Origin of the sequence: Pseudomonas sp. UBA2684 (genome assembly GCA_002354655.1) — a bacterium.
Classification (GTDB): domain Bacteria; phylum Pseudomonadota; class Gammaproteobacteria; order Pseudomonadales; family Pseudomonadaceae; genus Aquipseudomonas.
Genome location: DELY01000041.1, coordinates 12,734 through 30,678, shown reverse-complemented (window position 1 = coordinate 30,678; position 17,945 = coordinate 12,734). Strand labels below are relative to the sequence as shown.

Genomic DNA, 17,945 nt, shown 5'->3' with positions numbered 1-17,945 from the left:
GGCGCCTAACCCCACTTTACGAACTGCCACCAGCTTGGCGCCAGTCGGCCAGCCAGCTCAGGCTAGCCAGCGTTCCCGCCTCGCCCGGCCGGTATTCGGCGCCCAGCCAACCGCGATAACCGCTGCGTTGCAAAGCCGCCAACGGCGCGGCAAAGTCCAGCTGGCCGCTGCCTGGCGCACCGCGGCCAGGGCAATCGGCAACCTGCACATGGCCAATACGCCCGCGCAGTAATTCAATCCCCGTCACCAGATCGAGGCCTTGCCGCGCCATGTGGTACAGGTCGTACTGGGCCAGGCAGTTGCGCTGGTCGACCGCGCGCAGCAAAGCGTCCAGCTGCGCCGGGGTGTTGATCAGAAAACCCGGCATATCCAGCGGATTGATCGCCTCCACCAGCACGCGGATGCCGAGTAATTCGAACGCCTCGGCGGTCTTGCGCAGATTGCCAACCAGGGTGGCGAGGGCCTGCTCACGGCTCACGCCCTCAGCCAGCCGCCCCGGCAATACATTGACGCAGGCCGGACGCACCATGGCGGCGTAGGTCAGCGCCTCCTGCAACGCCGCGTCGAATGCCGCCTGGCGTGCCGGCACCGCGGCCAGCCCGGCGCCGCCGCTCATCAGGTCGCCGGCCGGCAGGTTGATCAGCACCAGCGGCAAACCGGCGCGCTGCAAAGCCTCCTGCAATTGCAGCGCCGGCAGCTCATAGGGGAATTGGATTTCCACACCATCGAAACCCGCGGCCGCCGCGGCGACGACGCGCGCGTGCAGTGGCTGCTCGGTGAACAGCAGCGACAGGTTGGCGGCGATCTTCATCGCTCGACCTCGCGGTACAGCTCGACCAGGGTCGCCGGGTCGCGTTCGAGGTTGCCCTGGCTGCCGTGCAGGCGCATCAGCTGCGCCGCCAAGCCGCTGATCGGCGTAGCCGAACCGATCTCGCGGGACAGCTTGGCCGCCGTATCCAGATCCTTGAGCAGGGTGCGCACATGCCACTTGATCGGTTCGAACTGACTGGCGGCCATCTGCGGGGCGAGAATCTGCAAGGGTTTCGAGTCGGCGAAGCCGCCTGCCAAAGCTGGGGCGATCAGGCGGGCATCAACACCGGCCTGCTCCGCCAGGGCCACAACTTCGGCAATCACCAGGGCGTTGCAGGCGACGATCATCTGGTTGCACACCTTGGTCACCTGGCCGGCACCGACCTCGCCCATGCGCGTCAGCCGCTGGCCAAGGTGAGCGAGGATTGGCCGCGCCCGCTCGACATCCTCCTCACGGCCACCGGCCATGATCGCCAGGGTGCCCGCCTCGGCGCCGGGCGTGCCGCCGGACACGGGCGCATCCACCCAGCGCATGCCGGTACGGCGCTCCAGTTCGGCGGCCATCTCGCGGGTGGCCGCCGGTTCCAGGCTGGAAAAGTCCACCAGCAGCTGCCCCGGCTTGCCGCCCTCGACGATACCGCCGGGGCCAAAGACCACCTCGCGCACCACCTCGGTGTTGGCCAGACAAAGCATCACGATGCCCGCCTCGGCGCACAATTCGGCTGGCGTCAGCACGCGTTGCGCGCCCTGCTCCAGCAACGCCAGGCACTTATCCGGCGAGCGGTTCCAGATGCTTAGGGGATAGCCGGCGGCCAACAGCCGGCGGGTCATCGGCAGGCCCATCAGGCCGATACCGGCGAAAGCGATTGCGGGCAGCGAGGCGGTCATGCGGCAGCTCCAGAAGGCTCAAAAGACGACAATTTTAATCGCAGTGTCAGCGCTGTGGCCGCTGAAAATGAAAGCTGCGAAGAACCCAGCGCCTCACTATACTCCGCCGGCTTTCCCCGCTATTGAACCGGAGAACCCGAAATGCTCAAGCCCACTCTGGCGCTCGTCGCCGGCTTTGCCCTGTCTTTTTCCGCCGTCTTTGCCCACGCCGCCGATGTTCTGCGGGTCTCGGCCATTCCCGATGAAGCGCCGACCGAATTGCTGCGCAAGTTCAAACCGCTGGGGGCCTACCTCGAACAACAACTGGGCATGAAAGTCGAATTCGTCCCGGTGGCCGATTACGCCGCAGTGGTCGAATCGCTGGCCGCCGACCGCCTCGACATGGCCTGGCTGGGCGGTTTCACCTTCGTCCAGACGCGCCTGAAAACCGGCAACGCGATTCCCCTGGTGCAGCGCGCCGAAGACGAAAAGTTCACCAGCAAGATCATCAGCGCCGACCCGGCCGTGCAGTCGCTGCAAGACCTGAAAGGCAAGACCTTCGCCTTCGGCTCGGTATCGTCTACTTCCGGCAGCCTGATGCCGCGTTATTTCATGCTGCAAGACGGCATCAAGCCGGAAGAGTTCTTCAGCCGTATCGCCTACTCCGGCGCGCATGACGCCACCGCCGCCTGGGTGCAGGCCGGCAAAGCCGACGGCGGCGTGCTCAACGCCTCGGTGTGGGACAAGCTGGTTGCCGCTGGCAAGGTCGACCCCGACAAGGTCAAGGTGATCGCCACCACCGCGCCGTACTTCGATTACAACTGGACCGTGCGCGGCAACCTCGACCCGGTCGTGCGGGACAAGATCAAGGCCGCCTTCCTCGCCCTCGACCCGGCCAACCCGCAACACAAGGCGATCCTCGACCTGCAAGCGGCCACTCGCTTCATCGAGACCAAGCCGGAAAACTACCAAGGCATCGAGCAAGCAGCCCGCGCAGCCGGCCTGTTGAAGTGAGCCTGCGGCTGCATGGCGTGGGTCTGACCCACGCCAATGGCCAGGTGGCGCTCAGCGAAATCGACCTGACTATCCAGCGCGGCGAGCGGGTGGCCATCATCGGCCCGTCGGGCGCCGGCAAGACCAGCCTGCTGCGCCTGCTCGCCACCAGCCTGGCGCCCAGCGTCGGTGAGCTGAGCCTACTGGGACAACAGCCCTGGCAGCTCAGTGCGCGCAAACGCCAGCAGCTGCGCGCGCATATCGGCCTGATTCACCAAGCGCCGCCGTTGCCACCTCGGCAACGGGTAATCACGGCGGTGCTGGCCGGCAAACTCGGCCAGTGGTCGCTGGGCAAAAGCCTGCTCAACTTGCTGCATCCGGTCGATATGCCGGGTGCCCAGGCCGCTTTGGCGCGCCTTGACCTGGCGGAAAAACTCTTCGAGTGCTGCGATCAATTGTCTGGTGGTCAGTTACAACGCGTCGGCATCGCCCGCGTGCTCTATCAAGCGCCCGAGCTGATCCTCGCCGACGAACCGGTCTCCGCCATGGACCCGGTGCTGGCCGGGCATACCTTAAGCGTGCTCAACCAGGAAGCCAGCGCGCGCGGCATTACCTTGCTGGCCAGCCTGCATGCAGTGGAACTGGCCCTCGCGCACTTTCCACGGATCATCGGCGTGCGTGAAGGCCGTATCGTCTTCGACCTGCCGCCATCGGCGATCAGCCCCAGCGCGCTGGACAGCCTGTATGCCAATGAACAGCTGCAAGCCTTGCCGGCTTCGCTGCCGGCGGCGCCTGTCAGCGTACACATCCCACGATGCTGAACCCGGTATTACGCGACCCAGCCGCTCTGCCACGCCTGCTACTGACCGCGCTGGCGCTGCTGCTGTTGTGGCCAGGCTTGTCGCTCAGCGAGCTGGATCTGGCGGTGCTGGCCGACGCCGACAACGCGGCCAATATGGGGCGCTTCCTCGCCGACTTCTGGCCCTTGGCGCATGACCGCGAGTTTCTCCGGCTGCTTGGCCGTGCCACCCTGGAAACCCTGGCCATCGCTACCGCCGGCATGGCGTTGGCGTTGCTGATCGCCATTCCCGGCGCGCTGCTGGCCAGTCGCGCCCTGTCGCTGTCTGCGGTGCACCTTGCCGGCCGCCCGGCCTGGTGGGCGCAAGCGTTACGCTGGCCGGTGCGCGGCCTGTTGATCGTGTTACGCAGCGTGCCGGAGATCGTCTGGGCGCTGCTGTTCGTGCGCGCCGTCGGCCTCGGCCCAACCGCCGGGGTACTGGCCATCGCCATCACCTACAGCGGCATGCTCGGCAAGGTTTATGCGGAAATCTTCGAATCGGTCGACCCACGCCCGAGCCGCGCCTTGCTGGTTGCCGGCAGCCCACGCCTGAGCGCTTTCGCCTACGGCGTGCTGCCGAATGCCGCTGCGGAAATGCTCTCCTACACGGTGTATCGCTGGGAATGCGCAATCCGCGCCTCAGTGGTAATGGGCTTCGTCGGCGCCGGCGGCCTGGGTCAGCAGATCGACCTGTCGATGCGCATGTTCGCCGGCGGTGAAGTGGCGAGCATGCTGCTGACCTTCCTCGCCCTGGTGCTACTGGCCGACCAGCTCAGCCGCTTACTGCGGGCACGCCTGCTATGAGCCGCGCGCTTAACTACGCGCTGCTGCTCGCGTTACTGGCGGCAGTGATTGCCTCGTTCAGCTACCTGGGCATCGATTTGGCGGCCTTGGTCGGCGGCGACAGCCTGAGCCAAATGGGCGGTTACGCCAGCAGCTTCTTCAACCCGGATGTCTCCACGCCTCACCTGCATGCTATCTACCGCGGCGCGCTGGAAACCCTGGCCATGTCGGCCATCGGCACCCTGCTCGCGGCGCTGCTCGGCCTGGCCTTGGCGTTGCCAGCCGCCGGACGCTTCGGCTGGCTGGCGCTGAGTGGTTCACGCTTGCTGCTCAATGCCCTGCGCGCCATACCGGAGTTGGTGTGGGCGGCGCTGGTGGTGCTGGCCGCCGGCCTCGGCCCGAATGCCGGCACCCTGGCCCTTGCCCTGCACACGGCGGGCGTGCTCGGCCGCCTGTTTGCCGAAGCCCTGGAGAACACGCCAACCGCGCCAGCCGAGGCGATTCGTCTCAACGGCGGCGGACGCCTTACTGCGTTTTGCTACGGCACCCTGCCAGCGGTCTGGCCACAGTTGGTCGCCTATTCGCTGTACCGCTGGGAAAACAATATCCGCATGGCCAGCGTGCTGGGTTTCGTCGGCGCAGGCGGCTTGGGGCAGATGCTCTACGTCAACCTCAGCCTGTTCCAGGAAGCCCAGGCGGCGACGGTGATTCTGGCGATGCTGCTATTGGTGGTGGCGGTCGACGCCTTGAGCAGTTGGGCGCGTCAGCGCTGGGTCAGCGCCTAGGGCGGACATGCCGCAGTGCGGCTTGTCCGCCGCAAAGCTCGGTGGACAAAGCTTCGCCATGTCCACCCTACGCCGCCATGGCGCCTGCCGACCCGCCGTACCAGGCATGCCGAATCACAGCCTACAGACCATCTTTCTCCAGGTGATCGAGGTCAACCGGATCGCCGGCATGCGCGCCGAGCTTGCGGCGAATGTCCTCGAACATCTGGTCGTATTGCTGGTGGTTGCGCATGATCAGGCTGGTGTTGGTCGGCAACCCATGCTTCATCGCAATGCGTGTGGCGACGCTGGCAAAGTTGAAAGCCGTATCGCGGTGCAGCTCGAAAGATTCCTCAAACGCCTTGCCGGCCAGCTCACCGACCATGCGCATGTGCAACATTGCGCCTTCGGCCGGATCGTGGCGCACCTCGTAATAGAGATCGATGCTGAAGGCAGGTTGCGCGGCGCTGGCAATGGGATTGCCGAGATGCAAATGGCCGGGTTCGAACATAATGGTACTCCCCTGTGCAGGACACCTCCGAGCATAGCGCAAACCGTCTAGCCTGCCCCTTCGCCGAGCCAGGCACGCGCCAGATCAGTGCATTGCCGGCGCCGCCACACGCTCTTGCACCAGCACCCAAGGCGCCACCACCACCGCCCATAACGACGGGTCGCGGGCTAGCAGATCTTCGGCGTGCGCATCGTCGACCTTACTCAATTGCCCGTGAGTCAGCCACGTCGCCACCTGGTCCCGATCGTTTTCAGCCACGGCTTGCGCCACCGCGATCAAGTCCTGGTCACCCGCCACCCACAGCAACGCGCCACGGGCAAAGAAAGGTTGCAGCTCTTGCCAACTGATTGGTGCCGTTTCACCAAGCAGCTTGGCATAGAGGGTGCTAGGTTGTTCAGTCATGGTGTGCCCTGTTGTGGATGAGCCGATTTTCCAGCGGCAACCATGATAGCGCCGAGCAATTAGCAGACAAGCTCGCCTGACGTTGCCGGACAGTTTTAAGGCACGCCGTTTTTCTATACGTTTCTTGCAATTAAGCGACACCCAGGTGTTTTGCCCCCAGTAGCCGGCTTTTCAAGGCGCAAACCAGCGCTCTACACTGTACCGGTACAATTGCCGGGGGTATGACCGGGGCACTCAACCCGGTTCTGCAGCTTTGGCCGCCAGAACTACAACAACGAAAAACATAAGAGTGGAGCACTATGAACAAGGCTACTAAGCAGATTTCCAAACTGTTTGCCGCCATGGCCATGGCCGGCGTTGCCAGCTACTCGGTAGCGGCTGACACCATCAAGATCGGCCTGGCAGGCCCCGTAACCGGCGCTGTCGCGCAGTACGGTGAAATGCAATTCATCGGCGCCAAGATGGCCATCGAGCAAATCAACAAAGCCGGTGGGGTCAACGGTGCGATGCTCGAAGGCGTGGTCTATGACGACGCCTGCGATCCGAAACAAGCCGTGGCCGTAGCCAACAAAATCGTCAACGACGAAGTGCAATTCGTCGTCGGCCACCTCTGCTCCAGCTCCACTCAGCCAGCGTCCGACATCTACGAAGACGAAGGCATCCTGATGGTTACCGCGGCGTCCACCAGCCCGGACATCACTGCACGCGGTTACGAACTGGTGTTCCGCACCATCGGCCTGGACAGCCTGCAAGGCCCGACCGCCGGCAACTACATCGCCGACCACATCAAACCGAGCAACGTCGCCGTTATCCACGACAAGCAGCAGTACGGTGAAGGCATCGCCACCGCGGTCAAGCAGACCCTGGAAGGCAAAGGCGTGAAAGTCTCCCTGTTCGAAGGCATCAACGCCGGCGACAAGGACTTCTCCGCGATGATCGCCAAGCTCAAGCAAGCCGGTGTCGACTTCGTCTACTACGGCGGCTACCACCCGGAACTCGGCCTGCTGCTGCGTCAGTCGGCGGAGAAAGGCCTGAAGGTCAAGTTCATGGGCCCAGAAGGTGTGGGCAACAAGGAAATCTCGGCCATCGCCGGCCCAGCCTCCGAAGGCCTGCTGGTCACCCTGCCGCGCTCCTTCGACCAAGATCCGAAGAACCAGGCACTGGTCGAAGCGTTCAAAGCCAAGAACGAAGACCCGAGCGGTCCGTTCGTGTTCCCGGCTTACGCGGCCGTGCAAGTGATCGCCGAAGGCATCAAAAAAGCCGGCGACACCGATACCGCCAAGGTAGCCAGCGCCCTGCGCGCCAACACCTTCGACACCCCGACCGGCCCCCTCGCCTTCGACGAGAAAGGTGACCTGAAGGACTTCAGCTTCGTGGTTTACGAATGGCACCAGGACGGCACCAAAACCGAAGCCGCTACGCACTAAAAAGCGTACGTCCCGCCTGAACCCAAAGCCCACTGCTCAGCAGTGGGCTTTGTTTATTAGAAGAATTCCGGTTTCACGCTGCGCCACAAGCGCTGCCTTGCGTGACAACCCAGGAGTTAGGCAATGCCTGATCTTTATCACTACCTGCAACAGCTGGTTAACGGTCTGACCGTTGGCAGCACCTATGCCCTGATCGCCATCGGCTACACCATGGTCTACGGCATCATTGGCATGATCAACTTCGCCCACGGCGAGGTCTACATGATTGGCTCGTACGTAGCCTTCATCGTCATCGCCGGCCTGGCCATGTTCGGCCTGGACAGCCTGCCGCTCATGATGGTCGCGGCCTTCGCCGCCAGCATCATCGTCGCCAGCGCCTTCGGTTACAGCATCGAACGGGTCGCTTATCGCCCCTTGCGTGGCGGCAACCGCTTGATTCCGCTGATCTCGGCAATCGGTATGTCGATCTTTCTACAGAACCTTGTATTGCTGTCTCAAGACTCCAAGGACAAGGCCATCCCCAATCCACTGCCAGGCAACTTCGTGTTCGGTGAAAGCACCATGAATGGCGTGGTGATCTCCTACATGCAGGTGCTGATCTTCATCGTCACCATCCTGGTGATGATCGGCCTGACCTTCTTCATCTCCCGTTCGCGTCTTGGCCGTGCCTGCCGCGCCTGCGCCGAAGACCTGAAGATGGCCAACCTGCTGGGCATCAACACCAACAACATCATCGCCCTGACTTTCGTCATCGGCGCCACCCTGGCCGCCGTGGCTGCGGTGCTGCTGGGCATGCAATACGGCGTGATCAACCCCCACCTGGGTTTCCTCGCCGGCATCAAGGCCTTTACCGCAGCGGTGCTTGGCGGCATCGGCAGCATCCCCGGCGCCGTACTCGGCGGTCTGGTCCTGGGTGTGGCGGAAGCCTTCGGCGCCGACATCTTCGGCGACCAATACAAAGACGTGGTGGCATTCACCCTGCTGGTGCTGGTGCTGCTGTTCCGGCCGACTGGCATTCTGGGCCGACCGGAGGTTGAGAAAGTATGAGTTTCGCAATCACTAAAAACCTCAAGACTGCGGTCTTCAGCGCCCTGCTGGTGATGGCAGTGGCCTACCCGGTGCTCGGCCTGAAGCTGTCCACCGTGGGCATCAAGCTGGAAGTGCAAGGCGCCAGCCCAGCCGTTCTGTGGACCATCGCCGGCTGCGCCATCGCCATGTTCTTCTGGCAACTGTTGCGCAGCCAGTTGGGCGCAGCCTGGAGCCATGCGCCCAAGCTGCCCAGCGTACCGAGCAAGGCGAGCAATTTCCTCACCCTGCCTTCGACCCAGCGCTGGATCATCCTTGGCCTGATCATCGTCGCATTGGCCTGGCCGTTCTTCGGCAGCCGTGGTGCAGTGGACATCGCCACGTTGGTCCTGATCTACGTGATGCTCGGCCTCGGCCTGAACATCGTGGTCGGCCTGGCGGGCCTGCTCGACCTCGGCTACGTGGCGTTCTATGCCGTCGGCGCCTACAGCTATGCGCTGCTGTCGTTCTACTTCGGCCTGAGCTTCTGGATCTGCCTGCCGATTGCCGGCCTGATGGCGGCGTTCTTCGGCTTTATCCTCGGCTTCCCGGTGCTGCGCCTGCGCGGCGACTACCTGGCCATCGTCACGTTGGGTTTCGGCGAGATCATTCGCATCCTGCTGAACAACATGACCTGGCTGACCGGCGGACCCAACGGCATCGGCTCGATTCCCAAGCCGACGCTGTTCGGCCTGTCCTTCGACCGCAAGGCCGCCGAGGGCATGCAGACCTTCCACGAGTACTTCGGCGTCGCCTACGCCTCGATCAACAAGGTGATCTTCCTCTACCTGATCGCCCTGCTGCTGGTGCTGCTGACCCTGTTCGTGATCAACCGCCTGCTGCGCATGCCAATCGGCCGCGCCTGGGAAGCGCTGCGCGAAGACGAAATCGCCTGCCGCGCGCTGGGCATGAACCCCACCGTGATCAAACTCTCGGCCTTCACCCTGGGCGCCACCTTCGCCGGGTTCGCCGGCAGCTTCTTCGCCGCACGACAAGGCCTGGTCAGTCCGCAATCGTTCACCTTTATCGAGTCGGCGATCATCCTCGCCATCGTCGTGCTGGGTGGCATGGGTTCGCAGCTGGGGATCATCCTCGCGGCGATGGTGATGATCCTGTTGCCGGAACTGATGCGTGAGTTCAGTGAGTACCGCATGCTGATGTTCGGTGCCTTGATGGTGCTGATGATGATCTGGCGTCCGCAGGGCCTGTTGCCCATGCAGCGTCCGCACCTGGAGCTGAAACGATGAGCCGCCCGATTCTAGAAGTAAGCGGCCTGTCCATGCGCTTCGGCGGCCTGCTGGCCGTCAACGGGGTGGGCCTCACGGTTAACGAGAAACAGGTGGTGTCGATGATCGGCCCGAACGGCGCCGGCAAGACCACGGTGTTCAACTGCCTGACCGGGTTCTACCAGCCGACCGCTGGCAGCATCCGCCTCGACGGCGAGCAGATCGAGGGCCTGCCGGGCCACAAGATCGCGCGCAAGGGCGTGGTGCGCACCTTCCAGAACGTGCGTCTGTTCAAGGAAATGACCGCGGTGGAAAACCTGCTGGTCGCCCAGCATCGCCACCTCAACACCAACTTCCTCGCCGGCCTGCTGAAGACCCCGGCCTTCCGCAGGAGCGAGCGCGAGGCGATGGATTACGCCGCGCATTGGCTGGACCAGGTCAACCTGACCGAATTCGCCAACCGCACCGCCGGCACCCTCGCCTACGGCCAGCAGCGGCGCCTGGAAATCGCCCGCTGCATGATGACCCGTCCGCGCATTCTCATGCTCGACGAACCGGCGGCCGGTCTCAACCCACGCGAAACCGACGACCTGAAAGCGCTGATCCGCGTGCTGCGTGACGAACACAGCGTCACCGTGTTGCTGATCGAGCATGACATGAAGCTGGTGATGAGCATCTCCGACCATATCTATGTGATCAACCAGGGCACGCCCCTGGCCGACGGTGCGCCGGCGCAGATCCGGGAAAACCCGGACGTGATCAAAGCCTACCTGGGGGAAGCGTGATGCTGTATTTCGAGAACGTTTCCACCTTCTACGGCAAGATCCAGGCGCTGCATGACGTCAACGTCGAAGTGCGCCAAGGCGAAATCGTCACCCTGATCGGCGCCAACGGTGCCGGCAAGTCGACGCTGTTGATGACCCTCTGCGGCAACCCGCAGGCGGCCAGCGGCAGCATCCGCTACCAGGGTGAAGAGCTGATCGGCCTGGACACCCCGGACATCATGCGCAAGAGCATTGCCGTGGTGCCGGAGGGCCGCCGCGTGTTCTCACGCCTGACCGTGGAAGAAAACCTGGTGATGGGCGGCTTCTTCACCGCCAAGGCCGATATGCAGGAACAGATGGACAAGGTCCTGCACCTGTTCCCACGGCTGAAGGAACGCTTCGCCCAACGCGCCGGCACCATGTCGGGCGGCGAGCAGCAGATGCTCGCCATCGGCCGCGCGCTGATGAGCAAACCCAAACTGCTGTTGCTCGACGAGCCGTCGCTGGGCCTGGCACCGATCATCATCCAGCAGATCTTCGACATCATCGAACAGCTGCGCAAGGATGGCGTGACCGTGTTCCTGGTCGAGCAGAACGCCAACCAGGCGCTCAAGCTGGCGGATCGTGGCTATGTACTGGAGAACGGTCGGATCGTCATGCAAGGCAGCGGGCAAGAGCTGCTGAGCGACCCGAAGGTACGCGACGCCTACCTCGGCGGCTAACCGGCAAGGCCGTCCTGAAACCGCTCTTCGGAGCGGTTTTTTTATGGCTATGTCCCAGTGACGTGTTGCAGGAGAATCCGCGCTGTTGTGGGAGCGGATTTATCCGCGAAAATCTTTGAAAACTGAAGATCTTTCGCGGCTAAAGCCGCTCCCACGTGACGGCGGTCTGCATCAACAGTTAACGGGTACAGAGCCTTTTACATGTGGCTATTCGCCGTGCACGCCGGCTTTCTTGAGTGGGTTGCGGGCGCCGAGCCGAGCGGATAAATCACCGGCGGAACTTGTGCGCCACGTAACCCACCACGTGGAAATCGGTGGGTTACGACGCAACTGACTTTGCGCCAGCAGATAGCCGGGGTGGCGATGCGCCTAATTAACGCGCCGCTGGCCTCGACACATAACGGGGATAGCGTTTTTTATCTTCACCGTTCGCCCGATGATCCGTGCACGCACGCCCTGGCCAGTTACAATGGTCGCCCTTTTTTTGCCGATGACCGTTTTTATGACCGACCCCATCCGCCTGTCCAAACGCCTGATCGAACTGGTCGGCTGCTCGCGCCGCGAGGCCGAGCTGTATATCGAAGGCGGCTGGGTATCGGTGGATGGCGAGGTGGTGGAAGAGCCGCAATTCAAAGTGCAGGATCAGCGTGTCACGCTTCACCCCGAGGCCGTACTCACTCCGGCGGAACCCGTCACCCTGCTCTTGCACGTGCCCTCCGGGCGCGCAGCGGATCGCGTTGCCGAAGCCATTGCCGCCGCCAGCCAGTGGCCGGACGACAGCAGCGGCATTCGCCCATTGAAGAGCCATTTCGACCGCCTGACGCCCTGCATCCCCTTGCAGGCTGGGGCCGACGGCCTGCATGTGCTGACCCAGGACTGGCGCATCGAACGCAAACTCAAGGAAGACCTGAGCAAGCTGGAGCAGGAATATGTGGTCGAGGTCATCGGCGAACTGTCCAGCAACGAGCTGAAACGCCTGAACCACGGCCTGAGCTTCAATGGCTCGGCGCTGCCACCGTGCAAAGTCAGTTGGCAGAACGAAACCCGCTTGCGCTTTGCCCTGAAGAACCCGCAGCCAGGGCAGATCGTCTTCATGTGCAACAGTGTCGGCCTCAAGGTGCTCGGCATGAAGCGTATCCGCATCGGCGGTGTGCCGATGTCGAAAGTACAACCGGGCCAATGGCGCTTTCTTGCCGCAAAAGAACGCTTCTAAAACACCGCGCCTTACTCTCTTTGATCGCCGCCCGCGCGGCAGCGACCACTATTTTTCTTAGGAATACGCTCATGCTCAATAACGATGTTCTGCGCAGCCTGCGCTACATGCTCGATGTCAGCGACGCGCAAATGGCCGAAATCGTCCAACTGAGCGGCAAACCAACCACGGAAGCAGAAATCAGCGCAGTGCTGAAGAAAGACGACGAGGAAGGCTTTGTCGACTGTGACGACGAGCTGATGGCGCACGTTCTCGACGGCCTGGTGTACTTCAAGCGCGGCAAGGACGACAGCCGCCCGGCGCAACCCTTCGAACTGCCCGTGACCAACAACATGGTGCTGAAGAAGCTGCGCGTGGCCTTCGAACTGAAAGAAGACGACATGCACACGATCATGCAAAGCGTCGACTGCCCGGTGTCCAAACCCGAGATGAGCGCACTGTTCCGCAAGTTCGGCCACAGCAACTACCGCACCTGCGGCGATCAATTCCTGCGCAACTTCCTCAAGGGCCTGACCCTGCGCGTGCGCGGCTGAGTCGCGCCTGAGAATGCAGCATGACGTCGCATGGCGCTGCATTCTCAACTGCAATAATGCCTGCCATCAGCCAGAGGCACGTTTAGGGTAGCGGCACTCTCCCGTGAAAAGGATTTGCCATGCACCCTTACTTCTCCCTGCAAGGCCGCACCGCCCTGATCACCGGCGGCACGCGCGGTATCGGCAAGATGATTGCCAAAGGCTTTGTCGAAGCCGGCGCCACGGTCTACGTATGTGCCCGCGCTGGCGAGGCCTGCGCACAGACCGCTGCAGAGCTGTCGGCCTTCGGCACTTGCCACGGCATTGCCGCCAACCTGTCCAGCGAAGCAAGCGTACAGGTGCTGGCCGAGCAGTTGGCCGGCGAGATCGGCCAGCTGGATATCCTGGTCAACAATGCCGGCACCACCTGGGGCGCACCGCTGGAAAGTTACCCGGTCAAGGGCTGGGAAAAGGTCATGCAGCTCAACGTGACTGCAGTGTTCAGCTGCATCCAGCAGTTGCTGCCGCTGCTGCGCAAGGCCGGCTCGGCCGCCAACCCGGCACGGGTGATCAATATCGGCTCGGTGGCCGGCATCACGTCCCACGGCGAAGACGCCTATGCCTACGGCCCGAGTAAAGCCGCCCTGCACCAGTTGTCGCGCATGCTGGCGCGCGAACTGGTCAGCCAGCACATCAACGTCAACGTCATCGCCCCGGGACGCTTCCCAAGCAAGATGACCCAGCACATCTCCAAGGATGACGCGGCGATGGCCGAGGATACCGCGCTGATTCCGATGCAGCGCTGGGGCCGCGACGAGGAAATGGCCGCCCTGGCGATCAGCCTGGCGAGCACCGCAGGGGCATATATGACCGGCACCATTATTCCCATCGACGGCGGCTTTAGCCTCTAAATCCCCGCGCGCACCGGCCACCGCTGGTCTGGCGCCACGCTCGGCACCCCCTGCTCTGCTAGCGTTATTGAGTGGGGGCCACCACACCTCGGCCGCAATCACGGCGGGGAGGATAGCCATGAGCATGGCGGACTGGCGCATGCAGGGCGTCGAATTTGCTACCTGCAACTGCAACTGGGGCTGCCCCTGCCAATTCAGCGCCCTGCCCAGCTACGGCAAGTGCGAAGCCGTGGTGGCGATGCGCATCGAGCAAGGCCACCATCTGGCCGTCAACCTGGATGACCTGTGCTGGGTCGCCACCTTCGCCTGGCCCAAGGCGATCCACCAAGGCAACGGCCGTTGCCAGGTATTTATCGAGGACAAAGCCACCGCTGAGCAGCGTGCGGCCCTGCTGCGCATCCTCTCGGGCGAGGACACTGAACCCGGCGCCACGGTATTTTCGGTATTCGCCAGCACCATCAGCGAGATGCACGAACCGCAGTTCGTGCCCATAGCGTTTCGCGTGGACGTGGATAAGCGCGAGGCCCACGTGCATATCGCAGGCGTGCTTGAGGCCAGCGGTGAACCGATCCGCAGCCCGGTCGACGGTGCGCCCCAGGAAGTGCGCCTGGTATTGCCTAACGGATTCGAGTTCACTGAGGCGCAGATGGGCAATGGCAACTTCCAGACCCAGGGCGCGATCAAGATCGCCTCACAACAGGGTCACGGCCACTTCGCCCGCCTGCACTTCACCGGCCAAGGGGTGGTGCGCTGAGCGTGCCCGAGCTACCCGCCGAACCGGCGCGCCAACGCCTGCCACACTGGCCACTCAGCGCCGAACAGTGGTTACTGCTGCTCTGCCTGCTGACGCTGACGGGGCTGGCCTGGTGGCTATTGCTGCGCATGGCCGCGACCATGGCGCTACCCGGCGGCATGGCCGATCTCGCCATGGCCGGCATGCCGATGCCCTGGACGGCCAGCGATGCCCTGCTGATGCTGGCCATGTGGGCGGTGATGATGGTCGGCATGATGCTGCCCAGCGCCCTGCCGATGATCCTGCTCTACCAACATATGCTGCATCGCTACAGCGCTGGCGCGCGGCGGCACCTGGCGCTGTTGCTGTTCTGTCTGGCCTACCTGCTGGTGTGGAGCGGCTTCAGCCTGCTCGCCACTGGCCTGCAATGGGGCCTGGACCATCTGGCCCTGCTCAACCCGCAGATGCGCAGCGAAAGTCGCTGGCTCGGCGCGGCCCTGCTGCTGAGCGCCGGCGTCTACCAGTGGTTACCGAGCAAGGCGGCCTGTTTGGCCTATTGCCACGGGCCGGTGCAGTTTCTTATGAGCCACTGGCGCCCGGGAATTATCGGCGGCTGGCGCATGGGCCTGGCCCACGGCCGGTATTGCCTGGGCTGCTGCTGGCTGTTGATGGGCCTGCTATTCGTTGGCGGGGTGATGAACCTGCTGTGGGTGGCGCTGATCGGCGGCTACGTGCTGCTGGAGAAGATCCTGCCCCAAGGGCCCTGGCTCGGCCGTATCACCGGTCTCCTCTTGATCGCCGCGGGCCTGGCCATGCTGCTGGCCTAACAGGCCGCTTAAGGCTGCTGCCGGATGCGGGTAAGATGGCTGCCTCGCCGCTCTCGATCCCCCCTCTCATGCCCTACTCCGTATCCCCTATCGGCTTCGTTCGCTCCTGTTTCAAGGAGAAATTCGCCATTCCCCGACAGCCGCAGCTGGCGCCGGCCGCGCGTGGCGTACTGGAACTGCTCGCGCCGTTCGATAACGGCGAGGCGGTGCATGGCCTGGAGCAGGTCAGCCACGTCTGGCTGCTATTCCTGTTTCATCAGGCCCTGGAAGACAAACCCCGGCTGAAGGTACGGCCGCCGCGTCTGGGCGGCAATCAATTGGTCGGCGTCTTCAGCACCCGCGCCACTCACCGGCCCAATGGCATCGGCCAATCGGTGGTCAAGCTGGACAAGCTCGAACCCGGCAAACTCTGGCTCTCCGGTATCGACCTGCTGGACGGCACGCCAGTGCTGGATATCAAACCCTACGTGCCTTATGCCGACAGCGTGGCGGGCGCTTACAACCGCATCGCCGACAGTGCACCGGAACTGATTACCGTCGAATGGCAGGCGCAGGCGCTGAACCAGGCTCACAGCCATGGGTTGCGCCTGGCAGAACCCCTCGTCGAGCTGATCGAACAATGCCTGGCGCAAGACCCGCGCCCGGCCTATCAGCAACCGCTGCCCGAACGTCACTACGGTGCGCGCTTCTGGGACGTTGATGTACGCTGGCATTACCCTGAGCCGGCAAAGATTTGCGTACTGGAAGTGGTCGTGGCCTGAACCCTCTCACTGCGTCGGCGCGAACGTGGGTGTAACGCAAGTGAAGTATTGTTTGCCTGCCCCTGGGCAACGGCTAAGGTTGTTGCAGGCGCCACGCTTACTAGCACATCGCCATACACCTTTACCGGCATGTTTAGCTGTCGAGCCACGTAGCGTTATCCGATGAAGACACCCGCTTACGTCCCAGCAAGCAACGTCATGGATCTCCTACTCGATGCCGTTTGCGTGGTCGACAAAGAGGGACGTTTTGTATTTGTCAGTGCCGCCGGCGAACGGATCTTCGGCTACAGCCTCGAGGAAATGCTCGGCAAGCCGATGATCGAGCTGGTTTTCCCGGAAGATCGCGAACGAACGCTGCAAGCAGCTCGTGACATCATGCTCGGCAATTTCAAGCCACATTTCGAGAATCGCTACGTCCGCAAGGACGGCCAAATTGTCCACATCATGTGGTCGGCACGCTGGTCCGAGGGCGACCAACTGCGGGTCGCGGTCGCGCACGACATCACCGAGCGCAAACGCAACGAGTCGATGCAGGCAGCGATCTACGCGATTTCCGAAGCCGCGCACGCCGCCGAAGACCTGCCGACACTGTACCAACGCATTCACCAGATAATCGGCGAACTGCTGCCGGCGGATAATTTCGCCATTGCCCTCTACGACGAGCGCAAGGACGAACTGAGCTTCCCTTACCATGTCGATCAGCGCCTGCCGGTACCGCCACCGCTGAGCCTGAAGGCCGACACGCTCAGCACACAGATCATTCGCAGCGGCCAAACCCTGCTGCTGACCCCCGAATCGCGCGCTGGCCTACCTGCACCCGTGCTGGCGGCCGAGGCGCAGCCGCTGTATTGGCTCGGCGTGCCGCTGCAGTCACAACAGGGCACCAGCGGGGCCTTGATTCTCAAGAGTTACTCGCAGCACGAGCGCTACTGCGAGCAAGACAAAGAATTGCTGCAATTCGTCTCGACCCAGGTGGCGTCCGCCATCGAACGCAAGCAGTTGCTCATCCGCTTGCAGTTCATGGCGCAATACGACCAGCTGACCCAACTGCCCAATCGCGCGCTGTTCAATGACCGCCTGCACACCGCACTCGCCCGAGCGCACCGCGAGCAAACGCTTCTATCGCTGCTGTTTCTCGACCTGGACAAGTTCAAGCAGGTCAACGACACCTGCGGCCACGCCATTGGCGACATGCTGCTGCAACGCGTGGCGCAGCGTCTCGTCGCCTGCGTGCGCGAGGTCGACACGGTCGCGCGCCTGAGTGGCGACGAGTTCGTCGTGCTGCTGGAGAACATTCATAACCCGGAACACGCCATTGCCGTCGCCGAAAAAATTCGTCTGGCACTCAATCAGCCCTTCGCCCTCGCAGGCCATACACCGCAAATTGTGCCAAGCATCGGAATCGCGCTGTATCCGCAGCATGGCAGCGAGGCGCAGCAGTTACTCAGCCACGCTGACAATGCCATGTACCTGGCGAAGAAAAGCGGCGGCAACCGTTTCCAGCTCGCCCAGGAGCCTCGCCCGGCGCATGAGGACACCCCGCAAGCGCACGGGGAAAAGCACGCGCAACCGCAGATCGAGTAACGCCGCGTGCAAGCCGGGCGGTTATCGGAGCGGCCGGACAGTTTTTGCGGCTAAACAGACAGAAGCCGCGCAACCGCCCGCGCACGCTGACGGGCTGCCACGACAGTTAACGGCGACGCCACATAAAAAAGGCTATGTCCCAGTGACGTGTTGCAGGAGAAGCCGTGCTTTTGTGGGAGCAGATTTATCCGCGAAAATCTTTGAAAACTGAAGATCTTTCGCGGCTAAAGCC

The 17,945-nt window shown here is 63.0% G+C and carries 20 protein-coding genes; 16 read left to right on the top strand and 4 right to left on the bottom strand.

The features are described from left to right. Positions 1-16: 16 nt before the first annotated feature. Complete coding sequence (locus B3M58_RS13825) at positions 17-811, bottom strand: hydroxypyruvate isomerase family protein (protein WP_296219913.1); 795 nt, start codon at positions 809-811, stop codon at positions 17-19. Beyond that, a complete protein-coding gene (locus tag B3M58_RS13820) occupies positions 808-1,698 on the bottom strand; it encodes an NAD(P)-dependent oxidoreductase (RefSeq protein ID WP_296219911.1) in 891 nt (296 codons plus the stop codon). Before B3M58_RS13820 ends, B3M58_RS13825 begins: the two co-directional genes overlap by 4 nt. Before the next feature lie 141 nt (positions 1,699-1,839). Between B3M58_RS13820 and B3M58_RS13815 the strand changes: the two genes are divergently transcribed. Genes B3M58_RS13815 through phnE form a run of 4 tightly spaced genes read left to right on the top strand, consistent with a single transcriptional unit; the run spans position 1,840 to position 5,076 of the window. Beyond that, positions 1,840-2,691, top strand: a complete 852-nt coding sequence (locus B3M58_RS13815) for a putative selenate ABC transporter substrate-binding protein (protein ID WP_296219909.1) — start codon at positions 1,840-1,842, stop codon at positions 2,689-2,691. Further along, on the top strand, positions 2,688-3,491 hold the full coding sequence (locus B3M58_RS13810; protein ID WP_296219908.1) for a phosphonate ABC transporter ATP-binding protein: 804 nt from the start codon (positions 2,688-2,690) through the stop codon (positions 3,489-3,491). Before B3M58_RS13815 ends, B3M58_RS13810 begins: the two co-directional genes overlap by 4 nt. Next, the gene (locus B3M58_RS13805; protein ID WP_296219907.1) at positions 3,485-4,312 is read left to right on the top strand and encodes a PhnE/PtxC family ABC transporter permease; all 828 of its coding nucleotides are present in this window, start codon (positions 3,485-3,487) and stop codon (positions 4,310-4,312) included. Before B3M58_RS13810 ends, B3M58_RS13805 begins: the two co-directional genes overlap by 7 nt. Next, positions 4,309-5,076, top strand: a complete 768-nt coding sequence (gene phnE / locus B3M58_RS13800; protein WP_296219905.1) for a phosphonate ABC transporter, permease protein PhnE — start codon at positions 4,309-4,311, stop codon at positions 5,074-5,076. Before B3M58_RS13805 ends, phnE begins: the two co-directional genes overlap by 4 nt. A 121-nt stretch (positions 5,077-5,197) precedes the next feature. On the opposite strand, the gene B3M58_RS13795 is transcribed toward phnE, so the two are convergent. Together B3M58_RS13795 and B3M58_RS13790 are read right to left on the bottom strand one after the other, a co-directional pair. Further along, entirely contained in the window at positions 5,198-5,566 is a 369-nt protein-coding gene (locus B3M58_RS13795) for a DUF5064 family protein (RefSeq protein WP_296219904.1), read from the bottom strand. A gap of 84 nt (positions 5,567-5,650) precedes the next feature. Beyond that, positions 5,651-5,968, bottom strand: a complete 318-nt coding sequence (locus B3M58_RS13790) for a DUF2288 domain-containing protein (protein WP_296219903.1) — start codon at positions 5,966-5,968, stop codon at positions 5,651-5,653. 299 nt (positions 5,969-6,267) lie between these two features. Between B3M58_RS13790 and B3M58_RS13785 the strand changes: the two genes are divergently transcribed. The 12 genes from B3M58_RS13785 (at position 6,268) to B3M58_RS13730 (ending at position 17,713) form a co-directional block, all read left to right on the top strand. Beyond that, positions 6,268-7,395, top strand: coding sequence for a branched-chain amino acid ABC transporter substrate-binding protein (locus B3M58_RS13785; RefSeq protein ID WP_296219901.1), 1,128 nt, complete (start codon positions 6,268-6,270; stop codon positions 7,393-7,395). A gap of 123 nt (positions 7,396-7,518) precedes the next feature. After that, positions 7,519-8,442 carry a high-affinity branched-chain amino acid ABC transporter permease LivH gene (gene livH, locus B3M58_RS13780; RefSeq protein WP_296219899.1) on the top strand — a complete coding sequence of 308 codons (924 nt, stop codon included), beginning with the start codon at positions 7,519-7,521 and terminating at the stop codon, positions 8,440-8,442. Next, a complete protein-coding gene (locus B3M58_RS13775) occupies positions 8,439-9,707 on the top strand; it encodes a high-affinity branched-chain amino acid ABC transporter permease LivM (RefSeq protein WP_414704090.1) in 1,269 nt (422 codons plus the stop codon). Before livH ends, B3M58_RS13775 begins: the two co-directional genes overlap by 4 nt. Continuing rightward, a complete protein-coding gene (livG, locus tag B3M58_RS13770; RefSeq protein WP_296219897.1) occupies positions 9,704-10,471 on the top strand; it encodes a high-affinity branched-chain amino acid ABC transporter ATP-binding protein LivG in 768 nt (255 codons plus the stop codon). The genes B3M58_RS13775 and livG overlap by 4 nt, the downstream gene beginning before the upstream one ends. Then, positions 10,471-11,172, top strand: coding sequence for an ABC transporter ATP-binding protein (locus B3M58_RS13765; protein ID WP_296219894.1), 702 nt, complete (start codon positions 10,471-10,473; stop codon positions 11,170-11,172). Before livG ends, B3M58_RS13765 begins: the two co-directional genes overlap by 1 nt. A gap of 502 nt (positions 11,173-11,674) precedes the next feature. After that, the gene (locus B3M58_RS13760) at positions 11,675-12,385 is read left to right on the top strand and encodes an rRNA pseudouridine synthase (RefSeq protein WP_296219893.1); all 711 of its coding nucleotides are present in this window, start codon (positions 11,675-11,677) and stop codon (positions 12,383-12,385) included. A gap of 71 nt (positions 12,386-12,456) precedes the next feature. Next, entirely contained in the window at positions 12,457-12,918 is a 462-nt protein-coding gene (locus tag B3M58_RS13755) for a DUF1456 family protein (protein WP_296219891.1), read from the top strand. Positions 12,919-13,037: 119 nt separating this feature from the next. Further along, positions 13,038-13,808 carry an SDR family oxidoreductase gene (locus tag B3M58_RS13750; protein WP_296219890.1) on the top strand — a complete coding sequence of 257 codons (771 nt, stop codon included), beginning with the start codon at positions 13,038-13,040 and terminating at the stop codon, positions 13,806-13,808. Positions 13,809-13,926: 118 nt separating this feature from the next. Continuing rightward, positions 13,927-14,562, top strand: a complete 636-nt coding sequence (locus tag B3M58_RS13745) for a DUF1326 domain-containing protein (protein WP_296219888.1) — start codon at positions 13,927-13,929, stop codon at positions 14,560-14,562. A gap of 2 nt (positions 14,563-14,564) precedes the next feature. Further along, on the top strand, positions 14,565-15,368 hold the full coding sequence (locus tag B3M58_RS13740) for a DUF2182 domain-containing protein (RefSeq protein ID WP_296219886.1): 804 nt from the start codon (positions 14,565-14,567) through the stop codon (positions 15,366-15,368). Positions 15,369-15,436: 68 nt separating this feature from the next. After that, positions 15,437-16,129 carry a tRNA (N6-threonylcarbamoyladenosine(37)-N6)-methyltransferase TrmO gene (gene tsaA / locus B3M58_RS13735; protein ID WP_296219885.1) on the top strand — a complete coding sequence of 231 codons (693 nt, stop codon included), beginning with the start codon at positions 15,437-15,439 and terminating at the stop codon, positions 16,127-16,129. 162 nt (positions 16,130-16,291) lie between these two features. After that, positions 16,292-17,713, top strand: coding sequence for a sensor domain-containing protein (locus tag B3M58_RS13730; RefSeq protein ID WP_414704089.1), 1,422 nt, complete (start codon positions 16,292-16,294; stop codon positions 17,711-17,713). The last annotated feature ends 232 nt before the right edge of the window (positions 17,714-17,945 follow it).

Bases quoted from the DNA above. Each gene is read 5' to 3' on its own strand.
- B3M58_RS13755 (WP_296219891.1), top strand. From the start codon at position 12,457: ATGCTCAATAACGATGTTCTGCGCAGCCTGCGCTACATGCTCGATGTC.
- tsaA (WP_296219885.1), top strand. From the start codon at position 15,437: ATGCCCTACTCCGTATCCCCTATCGGCTTCGTTCGCTCCTGTTTCAAG.
- phnE (WP_296219905.1), top strand. From the start codon at position 4,309: ATGAGCCGCGCGCTTAACTACGCGCTGCTGCTCGCGTTACTGGCGGCA.
- B3M58_RS13750 (WP_296219890.1), top strand. From the start codon at position 13,038: ATGCACCCTTACTTCTCCCTGCAAGGCCGCACCGCCCTGATCACCGGC.
- B3M58_RS13745 (WP_296219888.1), top strand. From the start codon at position 13,927: ATGAGCATGGCGGACTGGCGCATGCAGGGCGTCGAATTTGCTACCTGC.
- B3M58_RS13760 (WP_296219893.1), top strand. From the start codon at position 11,675: ATGACCGACCCCATCCGCCTGTCCAAACGCCTGATCGAACTGGTCGGC.
- B3M58_RS13805 (WP_296219907.1), top strand. From the start codon at position 3,485: ATGCTGAACCCGGTATTACGCGACCCAGCCGCTCTGCCACGCCTGCTA.
- livG (WP_296219897.1), top strand. From the start codon at position 9,704: ATGAGCCGCCCGATTCTAGAAGTAAGCGGCCTGTCCATGCGCTTCGGC.
- B3M58_RS13765 (WP_296219894.1), top strand. From the start codon at position 10,471: ATGCTGTATTTCGAGAACGTTTCCACCTTCTACGGCAAGATCCAGGCG.
- B3M58_RS13815 (WP_296219909.1), top strand. From the start codon at position 1,840: ATGCTCAAGCCCACTCTGGCGCTCGTCGCCGGCTTTGCCCTGTCTTTT.
- B3M58_RS13795 (WP_296219904.1), bottom strand. From the start codon at position 5,566: ATGTTCGAACCCGGCCATTTGCATCTCGGCAATCCCATTGCCAGCGCC.
- livH (WP_296219899.1), top strand. From the start codon at position 7,519: ATGCCTGATCTTTATCACTACCTGCAACAGCTGGTTAACGGTCTGACC.
- B3M58_RS13775 (WP_414704090.1), top strand. From the start codon at position 8,439: ATGAGTTTCGCAATCACTAAAAACCTCAAGACTGCGGTCTTCAGCGCC.
- B3M58_RS13825 (WP_296219913.1), bottom strand. From the start codon at position 811: ATGAAGATCGCCGCCAACCTGTCGCTGCTGTTCACCGAGCAGCCACTG.
- B3M58_RS13785 (WP_296219901.1), top strand. From the start codon at position 6,268: ATGAACAAGGCTACTAAGCAGATTTCCAAACTGTTTGCCGCCATGGCC.
- B3M58_RS13730 (WP_414704089.1), top strand. From the start codon at position 16,292: ATGAAGACACCCGCTTACGTCCCAGCAAGCAACGTCATGGATCTCCTA.
- B3M58_RS13820 (WP_296219911.1), bottom strand. From the start codon at position 1,698: ATGACCGCCTCGCTGCCCGCAATCGCTTTCGCCGGTATCGGCCTGATG.
- B3M58_RS13790 (WP_296219903.1), bottom strand. From the start codon at position 5,968: ATGACTGAACAACCTAGCACCCTCTATGCCAAGCTGCTTGGTGAAACG.